Origin of the sequence: Micromonospora sp. NPDC047187 (assembly GCF_040643355.1) — a bacterium.
Taxonomy (GTDB): domain Bacteria; phylum Actinomycetota; class Actinomycetes; order Mycobacteriales; family Micromonosporaceae; genus Micromonospora; species Micromonospora salmantinae.
The window spans coordinates 150,804-169,991 of record NZ_JBEYUF010000005.1; the positions used below are offsets into that span (position 1 = coordinate 150,804).

Sequence of the window (19,188 nt, forward strand, 5' to 3'; positions counted from 1 at the left end):
ACTCGATTAGTACATACATTCTAATCGACGGGTCTGACATCGCCCAGCGAAAGAAGGGGTGCGGAAGACGCGACAAAGGGGGCCGTCCGGCGTACTGACGGCCCCCCTGTCGAGACGCTCGCTAGAGCTGGCCGACGTCGGTGATCCGTACGACCGCCGCGCCGACCTCGTCCGAGGCGGCCACGTCGATCTCGGCGCTGATGCCCCAGTCGTGGTCGCCGTCCGGGTCGTCGAAGATCTGCCGTACGGTCCACCGCTCCCGGCCCTGCTCGATCATGAGCAGCGCCGGACCGCGGGCGTTCGGCCCGACCCCGATCGAGTCGTACGCCTCGAAGTACGGCGCCAGGGCGTCGGCCCACGCGTCGTAGTCCCAGCCGTCCTCGGCGTCCAACTCGGCGAGCAGGTCCCAGCGGCGTAGCGCGGCCAACTCGACGCGGCGGAACAGCGCGTTGCGCACCAGCACCCGGAACGCCCGCGCGTTGCGGGTCACCGCCGGTGGTCGATCGGTCAGGGCGGCGTGCGCCTGGGCCACCTCGGCCACGTCGGACGGGTTGCGCAGCCGCTCCCACTCGTCGATGAGACTGGAGTCGACCTGGCGGACCAGCTCGCCCAGCCACTCGATGAGGTCGATCAGCTCCTCGGTCTTGGCGTCCTCGGGCACTGTCTGGCGCAGCGTCTTGTACGCGTCGGCCAGGTAGCGCAGGACGAGACCCTCCGAGCGGGTCAGCCCGTAGAACTGCACGTACTCGGTGAAGGTCATGGCCCGCTCGTACATGTCGCGGACGACGGCCTTGGGGGAGAGTTGGTGGTCGGCCACCCACGGGTGCCCCTGCCGGTACATCTCGTACGCGGCCTCCAGCAGCTCGGCCAGGGGCTTCGGGTGGGTCACCTCGTCGAGCAGTTCGATGCGCGCCTCGTACTCGATGCCCTCGGCCTTCATGGCGGCGACCGCCTCGCCGCGCGCCTTGAACTGCTGCGCGGAGAGGATCTGCCGGGGGTCGTCGAGGATCGACTCGATCACGCTCAGCACGTCGAGCGCGTACGACGGGGACTCGGCGTCGAGCAGTTCGATGGTGGCCAGCGCGAGGGGGGAGAGCGGCTGGTTGAGGGCGAAGTCGAGCTGGAGGTCGACGGTGAGCCGGATCCGCCGGCCGGTCTCGTCCGGCTCGGGCAACTCCTCGACGACCCCGCCGGCCCGCAGCGCCCGGTAGATGGCGATCGCGCGGCGGATGTGCCGGCGCTGCGCGGCCGGCTCCTCGTGGTTGTCGGTGAGCAGGTGCCGCATCGCGGTGAACGCGTCCCCGGGCCGACCGATGACGTTGAGCAGCATCGAGTGGCTGACCTGGAAGCTGGAGGTCAGTGGCTCCGGCTCGGCGTCGACGAGTCGGTCGAAGGTGGGTTGGCCCCAGCCGATCGAACCCTCCGGCGGCTTCTTGCGGACCACCTTGCGCCGCTTCTTCGGGTCGTCGCCGGCCTTGGCGAGGGCCTTCTCGTTGTCGATGACGTGCTCCGGGGCCTGCACCACGACCCGGCCGATGGTGTCGTAGCCGGCCCGGCCGGCCCGCCCGGCGATCTGGTGGAACTCCCGGTTCTTCAGCAGCCGGGTACGGACCCCGTCGTACTTGGACAGCCCGGTGAACAGCACGGTGCGGATCGGCACGTTGATGCCGACGCCGAGGGTGTCGGTGCCGCAGATGACCTTGAGCAGGCCGGCCTGGGCGAGGGTCTCCACCAGGCGGCGGTACTTCGGAAGCATGCCGGCGTGGTGCACGCCGATGCCGTGGCGGACCAGCCGGGACAGCGTCTTGCCGAAGCCGGCGGTGAACCGGAAACCACCGATCGCCTCGGCGATCATGTCCTTCTCGGCGCGGGTGCAGACGTTGACGCTGGTCAGCGCCTGGGCACGCTCCAGCGCGGCGGCCTGGGTGAAGTGCACCACGTACACCGGGGCCTGCTTGGTCTCCAGCAGTTCCTCGAGTGTCTCGTGCAGCGGCGTCATCGCGTACGAGAAGATGAGCGGGACCGGCCGCTCGGCCGTGCGCACGACGGCGGTCGGCCGCCCGGTGCGCCGGGTCAGGTCGTCGACGAAGCGCGTGGTGTCCCCCAGGGTGGCGGACATCAGGATGAACTGGGCCTGCGGCAGCTCGATGATCGGCACCTGCCACGCCCAGCCCCGGTCGGGCTCGGCGTAGAAGTGGAACTCGTCCATGATCACCTGGCCGACGTCGGCCTTCGTGCCCTCGCGCAGCGCCAGGTTCGCCAGGATCTCCGCGGTGCAGCAGATGATCGGGGCGTCAGCGTTGACGCTGGCGTCGCCGGTGAGCATGCCGACGTTCTCGGCGCCGAAGACCTCGCAGAGGGCGAAGAACTTCTCCGACACCAGGGCCTTGATCGGCGCGGTGTAGAAGGTCGTCCGGCTGTCGGCGAGGGCCGCGAAGTGCGCGGCGATCGCCACCAGGCTCTTACCCGAGCCGGTGGGCGTGTTCATGATCAGGTTGGCGCCGGAGACGATCTCGATGACCGCCTCTTCCTGATGGGGGTAGAGGTCGAGGCCGCGCTCCTTCGCCCAGCCGGCGAACGCGTCGAAGAGGGTGTCGGGGTCGGCGCTTGTCGGCAGCGCGGCGGTGAGCGTCATAGCCTGTCCATGGTGCCTGGATCATGCCCCGGTACGCCAACCCGGTCCGCACCGGACCCCCGTCCGGGCGTCCCGAACGCGCCCCCGTGTGCCGGTCCGGGCGTTTCGCCCGTCACCGTCGGCGGTACAGCAGGTCGGCGACCGGCCGACCGGCCGTGATCGCCCGCCGCTCGAACTTCGTCACCGGGCGGTGCGCCGGACGCGGCGCGAAACCGCCGTACGCGTCCACCAGCTCCGGGTCCGCGTCGAGGGTCTCCCGCATCGCCTCGGCATACTCGGCCCAGTCGGTCGCGCAGTGCAGCATGCCGCCGGAGCGCAGCCGGGACCGCAGCAGCGCCACGTGCGCCGGCTGGATGAGCCGCCGCTTGTGGTGGCGGGACTTCGGCCACGGGTCCGGAAAGAAGACGTGCACGGCGTCCAACACGCCCTCGGGCAAGCCGTTGACCAGGGACAACGCGTCGCCCTCCGCCACCCGGACGTTGCGTAGGCCACCACGCTCCACCAGGTGGAGCAGGTTGGCGATTCCCGGCGTGTGCACCTCGACCGCCAGATAATCTCGATCCGGGTCGGCGGCAGCCATCGCAGCGGTGGTGTCGCCCATGCCCGAGCCGATCTCCAGCACCACGGGCGCCCGGCGACCGAACAGGTCGGCCAGGTCGACGGGCATGGCAGGTCCGTCCGGCACATCGAGGCCGTACGCGGGCCAGAGCCGGCTCAGCGCGTCGGTCTGCCGGTCGCTCATCCGACCCCGGCGGGGGTGGAACGTGCGGATCGTCCGGCTCGCGGGCGGGACGGCGGGGTCATGGTCGGTGGCGGTCACAGCGAACCGAGCGTACGCGACGCCGCCGGCTGATCGGATGTGATGTGCGACCGGAAATGAGAGGATCCAACTGGTACGGCAGGTCGGGGTGCTCCACCGCCCGACCCGGCCGCACGGCGTCGAGAGGGGGCATCGTGACAGTGACCCGCGGTGTCGTGACCCTGTCGCTGGTGACCGTGCTGGCCGGCCCCCTGTTGGCCGCCACGCCCGCCCTCGCCGCGCCTGAGCGGGCCGTTGCCGTCGCGCCCGCGCCGCAGCCGGAATGGCCGCCCGGAGGTGCGCCCCAACCGCACCCGTCGGTGGACATCTTCGTCGAGGTGAGCCCCAGCACTGTGCAGCCCGGCTACCTGGTGGGCATCCGGGCCAGTTGTCGGGACAACTCGGTGGGCGCCACAGTGGTCTCCGACGCCTTCGGGGCGGTCGGCGTGCAGCCGCAGCGCGGGGTGCTCACCGCCGCGCCGATGGTCCGCGAGCGCACCCGCCCCGGCAACTACCGGGTCAAGCTGGAGTGCCGCGACGGCGAGACGGCCTCGACAATGCTCCAGGTGGTCAAGAAGGTCCCCGTCCAGCCCAGCCGTGGTCCGGCAACCGGCTTCGGCGGGAGCACCGGCGGGATGACCGGCAATCTGCTGCTGCCCGGCGGCGCGGCACTGATCATCACCGGGCTGGTCCTCGCCGTGATGGCGTTTCGCCGTCCCCGAGCCGCCGCGCGTCGCTGAGGCCCGCCATGACGATCTTCCGCCCCACGCCGCCGCCGGCCGGTTCACGACCGCCGCCGACTGGCCGTCCCACGCCGCCGCCGGCCGGTTCACGCCCGCCGTTCGCTGGCCGCCCCGCCTCGCCGCCCGATGATGTTCGGCTGCACTTGGACGACGGCTGGCCGGGCTCGGACCGCCCGCCAGGTCCCCAGCGCCCGCCAAATCGCCGGCGTCCGCCGGATCCCGAGCGCCCTTCGGATCCCGACCGCCCGTCGGTTGCCGCGCGTCCGCCGACCGCCGTCGCCCCCCGGCGTAGTCGTCCCTCCGGCCGCAGCCCCTGGTCAATACCGTTGGCCGTGGTGTTGGTGTTGGCCGGGGTCTTCGCCACCGGGGCGGGGCTGGGCCGTTCGGTCGGCCCGTTCGACCTGGCCCCGACCGGCGGTGACCGGCCGGCCCGCAGCGAGTCGGTCGGGTTGTCAGCCAGTCGGCCGGTGCGCCTCTCGGTGCCGGCGATCAAGGTGACAGCGCCGGTGGCGCCCGTCGGGCAGGCGCGGGACGGCTCGATCGCCGTACCGCCGTTGGAACGGCACAACGAGACCGGCTGGTACGACCGAGGGCCCACGCCCGGTGAGCCTGGCCCTGCGGTGATCGTCGGGCACGTGGACACGAAGACCGGCCCGTCGGTCTTCTACGACCTGGGCAAGCTGCACCCCGGCGACCTGATCGAGGTGGCCCGGGCGGACGAGTCGGTGGTGGTGTTCCGGGTCGACACCGTCGAACACTTCCCGAAGGACCAGTTGCCCGCCGAACGGATCTACGGCCATGACGGGCCGCCCGGGCTGCGGTTGATCACCTGCGGCGGGCAGTTCATCGGGGGCCGCACCGGCTACGCCGACAACGTCATCGCCTTCGCCACCCTCCAGTCCTCCCGCAAGTCCTGAGATCGACCCCGAGCCCGAACCGATCCTGCGCCGCGATCTTGCACTTTCTGTCCCGACGCAAGGGGCGCATCCGCCCATATCAACAACAGAAACTGCAAGATCGGCGCGGACCTCTTGCTCGCCGCAGCCCTGACGCGACGGCGTTGAGATCCAGGATCGAGCACGATCAAGGTGCTGGCCGCCGCTCCAACGTGCTCCAACGCGCCTGAACCAGCCCGCCTCGTCGCGACGTGTCGAGACGGGGACGTCGTCCGTGTCCGAGCGGTCGGCGAGGGTCGGTCAGGGCTGGGGGACGTGCAGCGCCACCTCGAACTCCAGCAGGCTGGCGCCGGTGGAGACCGGGGGACGGGGCTTGTCGCCGGGGGCGGTGGCGTGGGCGGCGCGCGACGGGCCGGCGGCCCATGCCTGGAACGCTTCCTCGCTCTCCCACGGTGAGTACAGCTAGAGACGTACCATTGAGGACATGAGGGCGACGAAACCGGGACTTGCGGCAATACGGGCAATGAGCGCAGTTATCTATTGCCGAGTGAGCAAAGATGACGAACGCAATGGACGCTCAGTAGGTGAGCAGGAAACCGAATGTCGAGCAGACGCCGACTATGAAGGTTGGCACGTCGATGCGGTTTTCCCTGAAAATGACCGGTCCGCAAGTAGGTTCGCCACTACCGAACGTCCGCAGTACAAAGCATTGGTTGAATACCTGAACGCCAATCGGCCAGATATCCTCATTCTGTGGGAATCCTCACGCGGAAGCCGTGAACCTATTGAGTGGTTCACCCTGCTCGCCCTCTGCCGGACTTATCGAATCGGTATTCATGTCGTCAAAGACCGGCGTACCTACGATCTCATGGTAGGTCGAGACTGGAAAAGCCTGGCAGAGGACGGAATCGATTCCGCCTATGAGTCGGAGAAAACGGCTGAGCGCGTACGTCGAGCCATGGTTGATAACGTGCGTGAGGGAAAGCCGCACGGTCGTACTCAGTATGGCTACTGGCGAGAGTACGAGATTGTCCAGGACGCTAAAGGTCAGGTCCGCCGAAAGATGGTCGCGCAGCACATCAACGAAGACCAGGCCAAGGTAATCAGGGAAGCCGCGAAAAGGGTATCGGAAGGCGAAAGCCTGTGGGCAGTAGCACAGGATTTCAACAAGAGGGGTATTCCTACCGCAACGGGTACGCGATGGGACATCACCAAAGTCAAGCGGATGATTACCAATCCGGCCTACGTCGGTAAGCGAATCCACATCACAAAGGCAGACAGACTCGCTAAAATCATGACGCCGACTTTCACCGAAGCATCATGGCCGAAGATCCTTGATGAGAAGGTGTGGCAAGCGTGCGTCGAGAAGCTTTCCGACCCTGCTCGTAGGACTCAGCGCGACAGCGCTATCAAACACCTTCTTTCCTACATCATCAGGTGTGGCAAGTGTGGTGAGCTGATGCGCGCTCGAATGAACAACGGCTATCCGGTCTACATGTGCTCGATAAACTTCTGTTCGACAGTCCCACGCAAGCCGCTAGAGGACTACCTCACAGCAGAGATTAAGGCACGTCTGATCACTGTCACGCTGGTTGATGACGACCAGGACGAAGAACGGGAAGTCATCAAGTCCGAGATAGCCGAATTGCAGAAGCAGCTAGATGAGGCTCAAGAGCAGTTCCTCCGTCCGGCACCGGGGACTAAGAGGCTTTCTGCGGTCCGGTTGGCGAGTATCGAGGCGGACATAGAGCCACAGCTCCAAGACCTACAGGAGCAACTTCGCTCAAGTCGAGTCCTGCCCATTGTCGGCAAGCTGATTAGCAACCCGGAAACGTGGGATGACATGAGCCTTCCGGAGAAGCGAGAGTTTCTGCGCTCAGGCAACCTGATTGATGGCATCGAGGTTTTGCCAAACGGTAAGGGCTACAAGAAGCCGATTGAGGAACGCGTCCACATTGATTGGGTGGAGGATCGGCTTAGTAGGAATCCGCAGAGCTAGACCAGGACGCACGGCAGATTCAGCCGTGCGCCAAACGACGAAAGCCCGTAGTCCTTATTAGGGTTGCGGGCTTTCGTCATGTCACGACTCCTGGGAAAAAGTCGCATTATGTTAGTGGGGACTAAGAGCGAAAGGAGGGTAACCGAAGAAACCAAAATTCTCTTAGTCCCCACTGGGGCAAACTGAAGAAATGACCATAACCCAGCCTGCACGTCAACGATATCACTCTCAGGACCGAACGTGAGTGCAGCACTAATGCAGCGTGATCATTTAGGGCTATCGGCTCAGAGCCTCTGTGGCGAGCCGTGCGCGCTACCCCTACCCACGGACCCCTGCCCTCCGCGCGGGTTTGTGGGCCGCTCTGAGGGTGGCTAGAGGGTCATCTCTGGGAGCGTCGGTAGGGGAGGTGAACGGCCACCAGGACGAAGCATCGACGAACGTGAGTGGGCTGGTGGGTTGGTTGGTGGTCAAGTTGGCCGGGATCTTTCTGCCTTTCTGTTTCGAGCCTTCTATAAAGGCTCAGAAAGCCAGAAAGATCCCCGGAATGATCTTTATGGAACGGACCAGAAAGATTCAGAAAGTCAGAAAGTTAACCGGCTAGCGCTCAACTGGTAACTAGCCCTCACGCACCGTAGTCCCGAACCATCTTTCTGGTAACGACTCCCCATTGATCGGCATGCATCGATCGAGCGCGCTGATAAGCATCGATCGAGATTAGCCAAACATGACCGCTGGCCGACGTTGCTCGGGTAGCTCTCGGGCGGAAAGGTCACCATTACTTTGTGTCCAAGATCAATCGCAGGTGGTGTAAGACCTGGCACCAATCGACCAAATACGTTGGCCGTTTGCTGTCCTTGTTCTACCTAGGACAAGGGATATGATCAACGGAGAGCGGATGCCAGATCGGCCGACGCCACGTGCTAATTAGCACTTGTGCACCTGACAACTCCACAGCGAAGCAATAAGAACCAGCCAACCTCACCGAATCTCGAAGTTAGTTACGGCGCTTGAGTCCAGCACAAAAAGACTCGAATCCCAGACCTAACGAGACAAGGGGAGGTTTAACTATGTCTGAATCATGGACTCATACAAGGGCAGCGATTGCCAATGCCAAGAGGAAAAATCCGGATGCTGACGTTTCTGCGCTACAAGACAGGCTGCGAGAGCAAGTAGCGGCGTCGAAGGTTCGGCAACTGGCCGAAAACCTAAGTCCCGAACAACGGTTACGGGTCGCTCGTGTTTTGACCGAGCCACTAACCCCGAATGGAAGCGGGGACCGCACGTGAACCCAGAAGATTCGCCCACGGTCCCCGAAACCTGTTCCGAGTGGTCCAGCTCCCTGAACAAGAACAACGGTAGCACGAGTGCGGTTGAAATGGCGCGTGTGTACGTCGGCGACGGGTTGTGGCCGGTTCCACTGCGGCCAGCCGATAAGCGACCTAAGTACGTAGGTTGGCAATCACACAAACCGGAAGATGCGCTTCTCTACTTCGAGAACAGCGGACACAAGTACATCGGAGTTCAGACAGGGCACCAGAAAGGCAACCTAGTAGTTGTCGAGGTGGACGACCGGAATGGTGGCGAAGAGTCGCTGTCAAAGTTTCCAGAACCCACCCAGCGGGGGTGTTGGGAGACTCGCGTTCACCGCTCAAAAAGCGGAGGTCCGCACTTCTGGTTTTACTACGATAAGCCTTTGCGGACCCGCCATAACAGACCAGGACCCGGTATCGACATTATCGGCGACGGTGGGCTAGTAGTTGCGCCTGGCACTCCTGGTTATACGGTGAGTCACAACGTCGACCCGCTACCGTTACCCCAATATTTCATTGACCTGTGCTCCGCACCACCAGAAAATAAATTCCCCCCGCTGGGCGGGCTTGCTTCCAACAGCGCAACGGTCAAATACATAAACGGTGACCCCCACGATTGGGCAAACAGTGCTCTAGCTGGTTCCGTCGATGACATTTCAGGTGCGCAGTCCGGCCGATATAACTTGCTCAACCTCAAGGCATACCGGCTGGGAGGAATGATTGCTGGTGGCTACTTAGAAGAGGCCGAAGTCCGAACAGCATTGATTGCTGCCGGAATCACCTGTGGCCTAGACCTCGACCGTCAGGTTATCCCAACAGTCAACAACGCTATTGCGGACGGCAAGATGCGCCCGATTCGGTTTGAGCAAACCCGGATCGGTGGCTGAATGTGGCCTCTGAACTTGACGACTTCCTGAACGACGACGAACAAGAATATGACTGGGCAATCCCGGGAATGCTTGAACGTCGTGACCGGCTGATTTTCACTGGTGGTGAAGGGCACGGAAAGAGCACTCTCTTACGACAGATGGCCGTAACCACAAGTGCCGGACTGCACCCTCTTGACCCGACTCAAAAGATAGAGCCGTTGCGCGTACTCCTGGCCGACTTCGAGAACCCTAAGAAGATCCTCAGTCGGTCGCTCGCCGCACTCCGAAGCAAAGTCGAACGGGCAAACTTAGCAGTCGTATCAAGGCCAGAGGGTTTGGACATCCCAGGTAGTCCAGATGACCGGAAGTGGCTCAGAGACGAAATCTTAGAGACTTCTCCGGATCTGTTGATTATCGGTCCGCTCTACAAGCTGGCGTCTGATGACCTCAAAGAGGACAGAGTCTCAAAGCCAATCTCAACTCTGATCGACGAACTACGGGCAGAGTTTGGATTCGCGGTAATTATCGAGGCTCACAGTCCCCATGCGGCCCAAGGGTTGACCAGACCGATTAGACCCTACGGTGCCTCACTGTGGCTCAGGTGGCCTGAGTTTGGATTACACCTAGCCAAGGATGGCGAAATCAAGCACTACCGGCCACCTCGGGACTCACGAGATTGGCCGAAGTCGCTAATGCGTGGTGGTGACTGGCCCTGGACAACAGACACCACAACGGCTTTCACCAAAGACGACCACGTCAAGCGAGACATCTGCGAAGTCATTAAAGCTCACAGTGGCCTTTTCACCGCTGGTAAAGGGAAGCTACTCGGCAGTATTAAAGGCGACCGTACCGCCAACTTCACAAAGATCAGGGAACTTGTGGACGCTGGTTTCATTTCCGAAATCAAGTACGGCAACGCTTTGCATTACAGGCTGCACAAGATGTGGGGGGAGGACTAGTGGAGGGGAAGGACTTGGAAAGCCTAATTCGGGAAATCCTACGCTTGCGGACTGAAGAGAATATGACCTACCGGCAGATTGCCGAAACCGTCGGTATCAGTCATGTGATGGTGGGAAACATTTTCAGCAAGTTAGTTGAGGTGAACGAATGAAAGGAAAGGACTTAGACCGTTTTGTTAGAGATGCAGAAATCCTACGGTTGCGGACCGAAGAGAATATGACGTATCGGCAGATCGCCGAACGCGTTGGCGTCAGTCATGTTTGGGTCATGAAAGTTCTTAACGCAAAGATAGAGGAAACCGCGGAGAGCATTCGGGAGCGCCGTAATCACCATCTCGAACAGATAGAGCGTGTTAAGAACCTCGCCTATGAGAAGTACATGGATTCCCCGTCAAATAGTGACTTGCAGGCGTATATCAAGGCAGCGCAAGCCTATGCAACCTTGCTTGGCTTGAATGCGCCGACGGTGAGCGTCGAGGTCAGTGGCGATTATCGCGGCGAGTGGGACACGATTTTCAACGAGTCAAGGACGATAGATGGAACCGTTGTGCAATGACCATGAGTGGTGTATCCCCGTTGACTTTCTCCACTCTGTCAACCCGGTAAGTCTCTTGGGTCGGATTTACCAACGGGTTTTAGTGGCTTGTCCGCATGGCAATGGGGACCAGGAGGTGACCCAGTGACCGATGATGAATTCATCGCTCGTGAGCTGGACGGCTTGGACGTTTCGCCTGAGACGATTCAACACCGTAAAGCCCTGGAAATCGAAGAAATGCTTCACCCTAACGAGAGCCCTTACGCCCGGTCGCACAGACTTATCTGTGAGGCGCTTCCGGCGGTGTGGGCGACATTAATGGATTCCGCCACAGGTGGAGATACCCATGGTGAGAGGCAGAAAGCCCGAGAGATTATCGACGGTTTCTTTATGACATTTGTCGAGCGCAAGAAGGAGGGTTGTTCATGACGGACAAAGCAGAGGCGGATGCACTCGACAACTGGGCTGCGGGATGGCTGGAAAGGTTGGGTGCTCCTGCTGATTTTGAATCGGCGATAGCCGAGAAGGTCAAGACCGGCGTTCCCTATGCTGATGCCTCAGCGGAGGCGGCAAGAGAGCGGCCAGACCTATACGAGAAGTACCGCGCCGATGTGCGTAAGGCGCAAAGCTGTCAGGGGTAGACCGATGTTGCATCCGTGCGAGATAATCCAGGGATGCCCGAACGCCCAAGGTGGTATAAGCGCATCAAGCCTGTTCGCTTCCTTCAAAGGAAGTGGTCTGAGCGCAAGGCCAGGAAGCGAGATAAACCCGAAAAACCTTCAAAGCCCCGAACCTACAAACCTATCCACCTTGCGACTCTGCTAGTTCTTGCTGTTGTTGCGCTTGTAATTACCGCTGTGGCGGCCCTGTTTATGCTGAATGCTGCTCAGGTTCCGGCGGGTTTGGCTAACTCGCCGGACCTCGCGGTGCGTATTGCTCAATTACGTGTCGATGTTATCCGCAACATCCTTGCCGTGGGGGCCGGGGCCGGCGGTTTGATTGCGCTATTCGTGGCACTGCGTCGACAGTACGTCAAAGAACGGGTTGACTACGCGGACCAAGAGTACAAGAACATGATTGCAGTCGACACGAAGCATGACGCCGCAGAAAAGAGGCTGACCGAGCTTTACGTGAAGGCTGCCGAGCAGTTAGGTTCGGAGAAAGCTCCAGTTCGCATGGCGGCTCTGTATGCATTGCAAAGGCTGGGGCAGGACAACCCCGACCACAGGCAAACCGTAATGAATCTGATTTGCTCCTACCTCCGTATGCCATTTACTCCCCCAAAACCAACCCCGGAGGGTGACGAGATTCCCGAGTTTGACGATGATGAGTTGAAGCGCCGCCATGAACTTGAGGTAAGGACGACTGCTCAGCGCATCATCGCTACTCATTTGCATTATGACTCAGTTGCGGGGGACGGTGACGAGTTGGAGCCCCTTGGAAAGCCGCAATTCTGGCGGTTAATGGATGTCGATTTGACCAACGCTGTTCTTGTGGATTTCGATTTCAGTCGTTGTTCGCCTCGAATTCTCGATTTGGCTAGAGCGCGGTTGATTGGTCCCTCGAACTTTGCCGGGATGTTCGCTGAGGTTGCCGCACTGTGCAGCGGTGCGCAGTTCGACGGTAATGCGTCTTTCTACGCGGTGAGAGTGGGAATCTTTAGTTGCCCCGGTGCCAAATTTCGTGGAGGTGCCTCGTTCCGAGGTGCACGCTTCATCCTCAGAGCATCGTTTGACAATGTTGCATTTGGAGGCGAAGTTGACTTTCGGGAAATCTCTGGCGATCCGCCGGAACTTCGAGGCGCGACAGCTCCCCTTAGTGGAATCTACGAGCACGATTGGCCGGATGGGTATGCTCTCAAGAGGAATAGGTATTCGGCAGACATTGGCGACTTGATCAGGGTAGGATCAGAGTTGAAAGACGCCGATCCCGAACAGAGGTATAAGCTGCGCTTTCCGCCACCACCAGCTGGGAGTCTTCCTGTTAGGACACCTCGTGATCCCGAATCAGACGAGGTGTAGCTGCTCTGCTTACGAGCGGGTGTTGATGGAAGGCATCCCCGATGACGGCGGTTAGAGTTCCGTCACCGATTTAGCTCTCCGGTACCTCGGGCACACCCTTGACGTAAATGCCCTTTCCTTGCTTGCCAACAACCAGGCCGCGATCGTGCAGAAGACCGAAAGCACGATTCACTGTTGCAGGTGAGACATGCCGAAGATCCGCCAACTCAGCAGTTGACGGCAACTTGTCGCCAGGCTTCAACTCTCCCGAACGAATCTTGTTCGTGAGGTCGTCCGCGATCTGGCGATACTCGGCTTGCTCGTACGGCATGACTTAAGTCTAAGGGATCAAGCATCACAAGATCACGCTTAAGTCAAGCTCTGACTTAAGTCAAGGTCTGACATAAGCTCTTCGTGTCCAGCCGGTAACCCGAGGAAGCGGGAAGCATGGCAAACCACAGTAAGCACGGACCGAAGAGACGAATCCTCCGACTGTGGCGAGAGCCCGAGTGCATCTGTGGGCATGAGACGTACATCGGCTGCGTCAAGATGCGCCTAGGCCGCGTACGGCCACGATGGGCGAACCTGCGAGCCTCTGAGTACCCCCGACTGCGAGAGCCGTTCGTGACTAAGGCTCAGTCGTACCGGTCGAACGGGGGTCACGGTGCCGATCGATGAGCCGATCTCCAAGGCGACAGAGTTGTTCATTGCTAACAGGATTTTGGACAACCACTGGACTCGGGCACTTGACCAACCGTGGCGAGTAGGGGGGTGCCTAGAGTGCCAAGGTCGCAACAACTGTCCTCAGCTCGACTGGTCTTTGACCATCGTTGCCGATGCCGCATCGACCATGTTGCAGAAGGGCTGATCTTCGACTCTTCAAGATCAATTCAGTTTGTCGACCCTCGTTGAGTCTGGGATCTACCGCCCACCATCCACTGTGGAAGTGATCTTTAATATAGTTAAGTTTGTAGATGTAACAATGAAATAACGAATGCCAAGATCGCTTGACTCTCGGGTCGAGCGATCTTCGTTTGTCTCATCGGTCGGCATCCGCTCTATGCCTCATCTGCTGGCACCAGATCGACGCTGCGGGCATGTCTGCCTGGCGGCGTGAGGTGTGGGGGTAGACCCGGTACGTACCCCTGCGAGGCTGTGAACGGGCAACCTGTGAAGATCATTAGTAGGTGTTGAGTGATCATGCATAAGAGCAGGTCAGAGCGCCTGTAATCATGATCAACAGAAGTGACGCAGAGTTGTTACTTCTCTAGCTGTCTTATTCCCACTTCGTGTAGACGAAGTAGCGGGTCTCGCCGGCCACCGGGCGGAGGAGTTCGAAGCCGAGGAAGCCGGGGGAGTTCTCCACCGTGCCGGCCCGGGCGGCGAACCGCTTCTCCAGCTCCGCGCCGCCACCGGCCGGGACGTCGATTGCGTTGATCTTCACGACTGCCATCTGCCCACCCTAGCCACTCAGAACGCCTCGACCGCCGGGACCAGGTCCACGTCGACCACGATCGGCGCGTGGTCGGAGGGGCCCTTGCCCTTGCGGGCCTCCCGGTCCACGTACGCGGCGCGGACCGCTCGGGCGAACGGCGCGGACGCGTACACCAGGTCGATTCTCATGCCCTTGTTCTGGTGGAACATGCCGGCCCGGTAGTCCCAGTAGGTGAAGGGGTGCGGGCCCTTCATCGGGGTGGGCACGACGTCACTGAGGCCCAGGTCGCGCAGCGCCGCGAGGGCTGCCCGCTCGGCCGGGGTGACGTGCGTGGAGTGGGTGAAGACCGCCGGGTCCCAGACGTCGGCGTCGGTCGGGGCGACGTTGAAGTCGCCGCAGACCGCCAGCGGCAACCCGCCGGCCAGCTCCGCGTCCAGCGCGTCGCGCAGCGCCGCGAACCAGGCCAACTTGTACGCGTAGTGCGGGTCGTCCGGCGTCCGGCCGTTGGGCACGTACACCGACCAGACCCGCACCCCGTCGCAGGTGGCGGAGATGGCCCGGGCCTCGGGCTCGGGGAAGCCGGGCTCGTCGGCGAACCCGACCCGGACGTCGCCCAGCCCGACCCGGGACAGGATGGCCACCCCGTTCCACCGGCCGTCGCTGTGGCTGGCAACGGTGTAGCCCAGCGCGCCCACCTCGGTCACCGGGAAGGCGCCGTCGGGGCATTTGGTCTCCTGTAGGCAGACGACGTCCGGCCCGGTGTCGGCCAGCCACTCCAGCAGCCGGGGTAGGCGGGCCTTCACCGAGTTGACGTTCCAGGTCGCCAGGCGCATGCCCCCAGCCTGCCGTATCCGCCGCCGCGACGCCGTGTCAGCTGCCCGGGGTGTCGCCGGGACGGGTCTGTTCGGCCAGGAACCGTTCCAGTTCGGCGCCGAGTTCGTCGGCCGTGGGCAGCGGGCCGGCGTCGGGGGCGAGCAGGCTCTTCTCGCCCCGACCTCGGGCGAACGCGTCGTACTGCTCCTCCAGGGCCTGGACCAGGGCCGCGGCGTCCTCGGTCTGCGCGACCTGCCGGTCGATCTCCACCCGGACCACCTCGGCGGCCGAGCGCAGCCCGTCGCCGGGCAGCAGCAGCCCGGTGCTGCGCGACACCGAGGTGAGCAGCACCTCGGCGGCCGCCGGGTACTCGGTCTGCGCCACGTAGTGCGGCACGTGGGCGGCGAAACCCAGCGCGTCGCGGCCCTGCTCGCCGAGGCGGAACTCCAGCAGGTGACCGACGCTGCCGGGCACCTGGACGCGTTGCAACCAGGGCTCGTAGCCGGCGATCAGCTCGGGGCGGGTGGCGTGCGCTGTCACCCCGGTCGGCCGGGTGTGCGGGACCGCCATCGGGATCGAGTTGAGCCCCACTGTGAGCCGGACGTCCAACCGGGCGGCGAGCCCGGCCACGGCGGTCACGAAACGCTCCCACTGCAGGTCCGGTTCGGGGCCGGTGAGCAGCAGGAACGGGGTCTCGTCGTCGTCCTGCAGCAGGTGCAGCTCCAGCTTGGGCGCGTCGACGCTCTCCCAGTGGTCCTCGACGAAGGTCATCACCGGTCGTCGCGATCGGTAGTCGAAGAGCTGGTCGACGTCGAACGTGGCGATCGGCCGACCCTCCAGCGAGGTGAGTAGCTGCTCACGCGCCAGTCGGCTGGCGTTTCCGGCGTCCACGAACCCGGTGAGGGCCTGGATCAGGACCGGCTGCCCGAGGTCGGGCAGATCGTCGGTGAGCTGGTAGAGCTCGTGTGGGTCGAGCACCGGTGCGGACCTCCCTGAAATGTGCCTGCGGGGCGCCGTCGCGACGGAGGGCACCCGTTCGGGCAACGTACCTGCCATCCTGGTGCATTCCTGCGTCGGGCGATCCGTTGGCCGGGTGGTGGGCGTGACCGGACTAATCGGCTGTTTACGCCACCAGGCCGAGCCTCGTGGCCGATCGGCCGAGGGATGGTTCAGCCCAAAGGCCGAGTTTGTCGATCATGTCAGGCTCGGTGGTGGAATGTTCGGTCCTGTCGTGGGCCGTGCCGGTCCGCGTGCAGTGCCAGCTTCATCCGGTACGCGAGGTCCGTTCCCCGGGCGGGTCACCCCGCCCAGGTCGTCCACCAGTAGGGCTCCGATCTGTGTCGAGCGCCACGTGATCACCGTGCGTGATCAGGGTTTCCACCTGCCTAGCCTCGGTTGATGCGTGACGACGGCACCCTCGACGACCCGTACGCCCCGAGCAGGCCCACTGCCGATACGGAGGATGGCACCTCAACCGAACGGACAACCGCCGCGAGCCGGCTCCGGGCGTACGCCCGGGACCTGACCGGTCGACGCCGGGCACAGCTCGCGCTGGCCACCGGTGTGGTGTGCTGCCTCGGTCTGACCGCCGTCGTCCAGGTTCGCGACGAGGACGCCGACGCGGCTACCCGGAGTGGATCGCTCTCCAGCTCCGAGCTGGCGCAGCGCGCCGAGCAGCAGCGCGCCTCCCGTTCCCTCGACCGCACGGCTGCCCCGAGCGCCTCCGCCGCCGCCCAGTCCGCCGCGGCCAGCCCCGCCGACCCGGACACCAGCGCGCCGGCCCGCAAGGTCGCCCCGGCTCGCCCGACCGACCCGGCGCCCGTCGCCGGGCTGGACGAGGACCAGATGGAGAACGCCGAGGCGATCGTCCGTACCGGCCGCAAGATGGGTGTGCCGCGCCGGGGCCTGGTGATCGCGGTGGCCACCGCCATGCAGGAGAGCAACCTCTACAACGTGGCCAGCGGTGTACTGCCCGAGTCGCAGGACTATCCGCACCAGGGCGTCGGCTGGGACCACGACTCGGTCGGGTTGTTCCAACAGCGTTCCAGCAGCGGCTGGGGCCCGGTGGGGCGGCTGATGGACCCCGAGTTCGCCACCCGGCAGTTCCTCAGCGCGCTCGAGCAGGTGCCCGGCTGGCAGCGGATGCGGCTCACCGACGCAGCCCAGGCGGTGCAGGTCTCCGCGTACCCCGAGCACTACCAGCAGCACGAGTGGCGAGCCACCCGGGTCGTTGACGCCATCGCGCCGGCGGGGCGGTAACCTACCGCCCACTATGGACGGTCAGGGTTGAGGCTGTCGCATCCCGGGTACATGTGTTGCGGGTTCGGGGTACACATGAGTGCGGGACCATCGACAGGAGGACGTTATGTCACTGATGCAGCGGATCAGCGCGTTTCTGAAATCACCGAAGGGGCAGCAGTTGGTCGACCGGGGCCGGCGCGAGATGGCCAAGCCGGGCAACCAGCAGAAGCTGAAGGGGTTGGCGGCTCGGCTGTCCAACCGCCGCCGCTGACCGCTCCATCGGCCGCCCTGTCCACCGTTTCCACCCCTGGGGAGACCTGGTGACCGACACTCCGCCCGTCGGCGGTCAGCCCGCCGCCCCTACTCCGCAGCCGTCCGTCGACCTGCCGGCCGGGCCGGTGGACGCCCCCGAGGGTCCGCCGGCCCGGCTCTCGGACCGGATGCGTGACGACCCGCAGTACGCCCCGGAGCACCTTGCCCTGGAGGCGGTGCGCCGCCTCGGGCCGGAAGCCGTGCAGTGGGCCGCCCGTGCCCGGGCCGAGCAGCCCGGGGTCTCCGCCGACGTCCTGGCCGACCAGGCGGCCCGCAAGTTCGTCAACCTGGCCCGACTGTCCGGCGCGGTCTCCGGCGCGGCCGGGCTGCCCGGCGCCGTGATCGACGTGGGCGTGCTGGCCTGGACCCAGGCGCGGATGGTGCTGCACATCGCCGCCGCGTACGACGTCGACCCCCTGCACAACGACCGGGCCACCGACCTGCTGGTGCTCCAGCGGGTGCACAAGGTCGCCGAGAGCGCCCGGCTGGCGCTCGGCGTGGCCGCCGGCCGGGAACGCGCCGACGCGCTCTTCGGCCTGGGCGGCCAGCGTCCGCTCGGTCGGGTCATGCTGCAACTCGGCATCCGGCTGGCCCAGATGGCCGGCGTCCGGGCCGCGAAACGGATGGTCGCCAAGATCGTCCCCGGTGCGGCAATCGTGCTCGGCACCTGGGCCAACTCGTCAGCCACAAAGGACCTCGCCCAGCGATCCCGGGCCCTCTACGGCTCCCGCGGCAACGCCGTCCCGGAGCCGCGCCGACCCTGACGGCCCGTCCGGGGTCGTTCAGCTGGCCAGGCCGGAGGAGCGCCAGGTCACCTCGGCGATGCGGCCCTGGCCGGTGGCGTTGGGGTGGAACCAGTCCAGCGGGTTGAGCAGGTCCAGGGTGAACCGGACCTTGTGCAACGCGCCGCCGTCGTGCCGGCACCGTGCTCCGTACGCCCGGCAGGCCGCCTTCAACTCGGCGTTGTACGCGTCGATCCGGTCCCGGACGGCGGCCCGGCGGGCCCGGTCGGCGGGTGCGGTCGAGGTCGCCTCGGCCAGCAGGGCCGGGCAGATGCCCCGCCGCCACGCGCGGGTCGCCCGGGCGTCGTCGTGCCCGACCTCCCAGAGTCGGTACAGGTCGGGGATGCTCACCACCAGCACCCGGGCCTTCGGCCGGCCGGTCCGCAGGACCCGCAGCCCCCGGTCGACGTCGGCCCGGAACTGCGCCACCGGCGTCATCGCGTCCACCCCGCCCCGGCAGACGTCGTTGGCGCCGACCAGCACTGTCACGTAGTCGGCGCGGTCGCGTACCGCCGCCTGGGCCTGACCCTCCAGGGCGTCCGCGCGGGCGCCGGGACGGGCATGGTTGTACGTCCGGTCGCGGATCGCCGGGTTCTGTTCGAGCAGCCGGCGGTAGTGGCTCTGCACCCGCAGCCCGTCCCCGGTCGACCAGGAGTTGCGCTCGCAGGAGGTGAGCACCAGGCAGGAGGCGAAGCCGGTGCTGATCGAGTCGCCGAGGGCGGCGATGCCGCCGGGCCCGCTCGACGGCCTGGCGCTCGTGGTGGGGCGGGGTTCCGCGGAGCTGCCACCCTCACAGGCCAGTGCGACCAGCGCCGCGAGACAGGCCAGCGCGGCGACCCAGCGTCGAGGCATGACGTCTC

General features: G+C 64.1%; 19 protein-coding genes and 2 pseudogenes. 13 read left to right on the top strand and 8 right to left on the bottom strand.

All coding sequences use genetic code 11. The annotated features are described in order from the left end of the window. Positions 1–121: 121 nt before the first annotated feature. Together ABZ794_RS11705 and trmB are read right to left on the bottom strand one after the other, a co-directional pair. Positions 122–2,635, bottom strand: coding sequence for a DUF3516 domain-containing protein (locus ABZ794_RS11705; protein ID WP_357515430.1), 2,514 nt, complete (start codon positions 2,633–2,635; stop codon positions 122–124). Positions 2,636–2,747: 112 nt separating this feature from the next. Further along, positions 2,748–3,377 carry a tRNA (guanosine(46)-N7)-methyltransferase TrmB gene (gene trmB / locus ABZ794_RS11710; RefSeq protein WP_357515603.1) on the bottom strand — a complete coding sequence of 210 codons (630 nt, stop codon included), beginning with the start codon at positions 3,375–3,377 and terminating at the stop codon, positions 2,748–2,750. Between the two features lie 209 nt (positions 3,378–3,586). Between trmB and ABZ794_RS11715 the strand changes: the two genes are divergently transcribed. Both ABZ794_RS11715 and ABZ794_RS11720 read left to right on the top strand, forming a co-directional pair. Then, positions 3,587–4,174 (top strand): hypothetical protein, encoded by a 588-nt coding sequence (locus ABZ794_RS11715; RefSeq protein ID WP_210781409.1) that lies wholly within the window; start codon positions 3,587–3,589, stop codon positions 4,172–4,174. A gap of 323 nt (positions 4,175–4,497) precedes the next feature. Next, on the top strand, positions 4,498–5,094 hold the full coding sequence (locus ABZ794_RS11720; RefSeq protein WP_210781410.1) for a class F sortase: 597 nt from the start codon (positions 4,498–4,500) through the stop codon (positions 5,092–5,094). Positions 5,095–5,373: 279 nt separating this feature from the next. Here ABZ794_RS11720 and ABZ794_RS11725 read toward each other — a convergent pair. Beyond that, positions 5,374–5,535 (bottom strand): annotated as a pseudogene (locus ABZ794_RS11725) (antibiotic biosynthesis monooxygenase); the annotation flags it as partial. A 22-nt stretch (positions 5,536–5,557) separates the two neighbouring features. On the opposite strand from ABZ794_RS11725, the gene ABZ794_RS11730 reads away from it, so the two are divergent. The 8 genes from ABZ794_RS11730 to ABZ794_RS11765 all read left to right on the top strand — a co-directional run bounded on the left by ABZ794_RS11730 (position 5,558) and on the right by ABZ794_RS11765 (position 12,766). Further along, positions 5,558–7,072, top strand: a complete 1,515-nt coding sequence (locus ABZ794_RS11730; protein ID WP_357515432.1) for a recombinase family protein — start codon at positions 5,558–5,560, stop codon at positions 7,070–7,072. 1,375 nt (positions 7,073–8,447) lie between these two features. Next, positions 8,448–9,269, top strand: coding sequence for a bifunctional DNA primase/polymerase (locus tag ABZ794_RS11735; protein WP_357515605.1), 822 nt, complete (start codon positions 8,448–8,450; stop codon positions 9,267–9,269). Positions 9,270–9,271: 2 nt separating this feature from the next. Continuing rightward, complete coding sequence (locus ABZ794_RS11740) at positions 9,272–10,210, top strand: AAA family ATPase (RefSeq protein WP_357515434.1); 939 nt, start codon at positions 9,272–9,274, stop codon at positions 10,208–10,210. After that, on the top strand, positions 10,210–10,362 hold the full coding sequence (locus ABZ794_RS11745; RefSeq protein WP_357515436.1) for a sigma factor-like helix-turn-helix DNA-binding protein: 153 nt from the start codon (positions 10,210–10,212) through the stop codon (positions 10,360–10,362). Before ABZ794_RS11740 ends, ABZ794_RS11745 begins: the two co-directional genes overlap by 1 nt. Continuing rightward, positions 10,359–10,766 (top strand): hypothetical protein, encoded by a 408-nt coding sequence (locus ABZ794_RS11750; protein ID WP_357515438.1) that lies wholly within the window; start codon positions 10,359–10,361, stop codon positions 10,764–10,766. The genes ABZ794_RS11745 and ABZ794_RS11750 overlap by 4 nt, the downstream gene beginning before the upstream one ends. Positions 10,767–10,889: 123 nt before the next feature. Beyond that, entirely contained in the window at positions 10,890–11,174 is a 285-nt protein-coding gene (locus ABZ794_RS11755) for a hypothetical protein (protein ID WP_357515440.1), read from the top strand. After that, on the top strand, positions 11,171–11,386 hold the full coding sequence (locus ABZ794_RS11760) for a hypothetical protein (protein WP_357515442.1): 216 nt from the start codon (positions 11,171–11,173) through the stop codon (positions 11,384–11,386). Before ABZ794_RS11755 ends, ABZ794_RS11760 begins: the two co-directional genes overlap by 4 nt. A gap of 33 nt (positions 11,387–11,419) precedes the next feature. Beyond that, a complete protein-coding gene (locus ABZ794_RS11765) occupies positions 11,420–12,766 on the top strand; it encodes a pentapeptide repeat-containing protein (RefSeq protein WP_357515444.1) in 1,347 nt (448 codons plus the stop codon). A 70-nt stretch (positions 12,767–12,836) separates the two neighbouring features. Here the strand turns inward: ABZ794_RS11765 and ABZ794_RS11770 are convergent, their stop codons facing one another. The 4 genes and pseudogenes from ABZ794_RS11770 to ABZ794_RS11785 all read right to left on the bottom strand — a co-directional run bounded on the left by ABZ794_RS11770 (position 12,837) and on the right by ABZ794_RS11785 (position 15,971). Continuing rightward, the gene (locus tag ABZ794_RS11770) at positions 12,837–13,076 is read right to left on the bottom strand and encodes a winged helix-turn-helix domain-containing protein (RefSeq protein ID WP_357515446.1); all 240 of its coding nucleotides are present in this window, start codon (positions 13,074–13,076) and stop codon (positions 12,837–12,839) included. 948 nt (positions 13,077–14,024) lie between these two features. Then, a pseudogene (locus ABZ794_RS11775) lies at positions 14,025–14,198 on the bottom strand (antibiotic biosynthesis monooxygenase); the annotation flags it as partial. Positions 14,199–14,215: 17 nt separating this feature from the next. Beyond that, positions 14,216–15,013, bottom strand: a complete 798-nt coding sequence (locus ABZ794_RS11780; RefSeq protein WP_238688090.1) for an exodeoxyribonuclease III — start codon at positions 15,011–15,013, stop codon at positions 14,216–14,218. Positions 15,014–15,050: 37 nt separating this feature from the next. After that, the gene (locus ABZ794_RS11785) at positions 15,051–15,971 is read right to left on the bottom strand and encodes a PAC2 family protein (RefSeq protein WP_210781369.1); all 921 of its coding nucleotides are present in this window, start codon (positions 15,969–15,971) and stop codon (positions 15,051–15,053) included. A 420-nt stretch (positions 15,972–16,391) separates the two neighbouring features. Here ABZ794_RS11785 and ABZ794_RS11790 point away from each other — a divergent pair, with 420 nt between their 5' ends. The 3 genes from ABZ794_RS11790 (at position 16,392) to ABZ794_RS11800 (ending at position 18,310) form a co-directional block, all read left to right on the top strand. Further along, positions 16,392–17,252: a peptidase M23 gene (locus ABZ794_RS11790; RefSeq protein WP_210781370.1), complete on the top strand. Its 861-nt coding sequence runs from the start codon at positions 16,392–16,394 to the stop codon at positions 17,250–17,252. 106 nt (positions 17,253–17,358) lie between these two features. Then, positions 17,359–17,505, top strand: coding sequence for a hypothetical protein (locus tag ABZ794_RS11795; protein WP_167493040.1), 147 nt, complete (start codon positions 17,359–17,361; stop codon positions 17,503–17,505). A gap of 49 nt (positions 17,506–17,554) precedes the next feature. Next, positions 17,555–18,310, top strand: coding sequence for an EcsC family protein (locus ABZ794_RS11800; RefSeq protein ID WP_357515450.1), 756 nt, complete (start codon positions 17,555–17,557; stop codon positions 18,308–18,310). Positions 18,311–18,328: 18 nt separating this feature from the next. Here the strand turns inward: ABZ794_RS11800 and ABZ794_RS11805 are convergent, their stop codons facing one another. Beyond that, entirely contained in the window at positions 18,329–19,180 is an 852-nt protein-coding gene (locus tag ABZ794_RS11805) for a GDSL-type esterase/lipase family protein (protein ID WP_357515452.1), read from the bottom strand. Between the last annotated feature and the right edge of the window lie 8 nt (positions 19,181–19,188).

What these genes read in the sequence shown, in the direction of transcription:
- ABZ794_RS11705 (WP_357515430.1), bottom strand. Translation starts at nt 2,635, where the DNA reads ATGACGCTCACCGCCGCGCTGCCGACAAGCGCCGACCCCGACACCCTC.
- trmB (WP_357515603.1), bottom strand. Translation starts at nt 3,377, where the DNA reads ATGAGCGACCGGCAGACCGACGCGCTGAGCCGGCTCTGGCCCGCGTAC.
- ABZ794_RS11730 (WP_357515432.1), top strand. Translation starts at nt 5,558, where the DNA reads ATGAGGGCGACGAAACCGGGACTTGCGGCAATACGGGCAATGAGCGCA.
- ABZ794_RS11735 (WP_357515605.1), top strand. Translation starts at nt 8,448, where the DNA reads ATGGCGCGTGTGTACGTCGGCGACGGGTTGTGGCCGGTTCCACTGCGG.
- ABZ794_RS11750 (WP_357515438.1), top strand. Translation starts at nt 10,359, where the DNA reads ATGAAAGGAAAGGACTTAGACCGTTTTGTTAGAGATGCAGAAATCCTA.
- ABZ794_RS11760 (WP_357515442.1), top strand. Translation starts at nt 11,171, where the DNA reads ATGACGGACAAAGCAGAGGCGGATGCACTCGACAACTGGGCTGCGGGA.
- ABZ794_RS11765 (WP_357515444.1), top strand. Translation starts at nt 11,420, where the DNA reads ATGCCCGAACGCCCAAGGTGGTATAAGCGCATCAAGCCTGTTCGCTTC.
- ABZ794_RS11770 (WP_357515446.1), bottom strand. Translation starts at nt 13,076, where the DNA reads ATGCCGTACGAGCAAGCCGAGTATCGCCAGATCGCGGACGACCTCACG.
- ABZ794_RS11780 (WP_238688090.1), bottom strand. Translation starts at nt 15,013, where the DNA reads ATGCGCCTGGCGACCTGGAACGTCAACTCGGTGAAGGCCCGCCTACCC.
- ABZ794_RS11790 (WP_210781370.1), top strand. Translation starts at nt 16,392, where the DNA reads ATGCGTGACGACGGCACCCTCGACGACCCGTACGCCCCGAGCAGGCCC.
- ABZ794_RS11795 (WP_167493040.1), top strand. Translation starts at nt 17,359, where the DNA reads ATGTCACTGATGCAGCGGATCAGCGCGTTTCTGAAATCACCGAAGGGG.
- ABZ794_RS11805 (WP_357515452.1), bottom strand. Translation starts at nt 19,180, where the DNA reads ATGCCTCGACGCTGGGTCGCCGCGCTGGCCTGTCTCGCGGCGCTGGTC.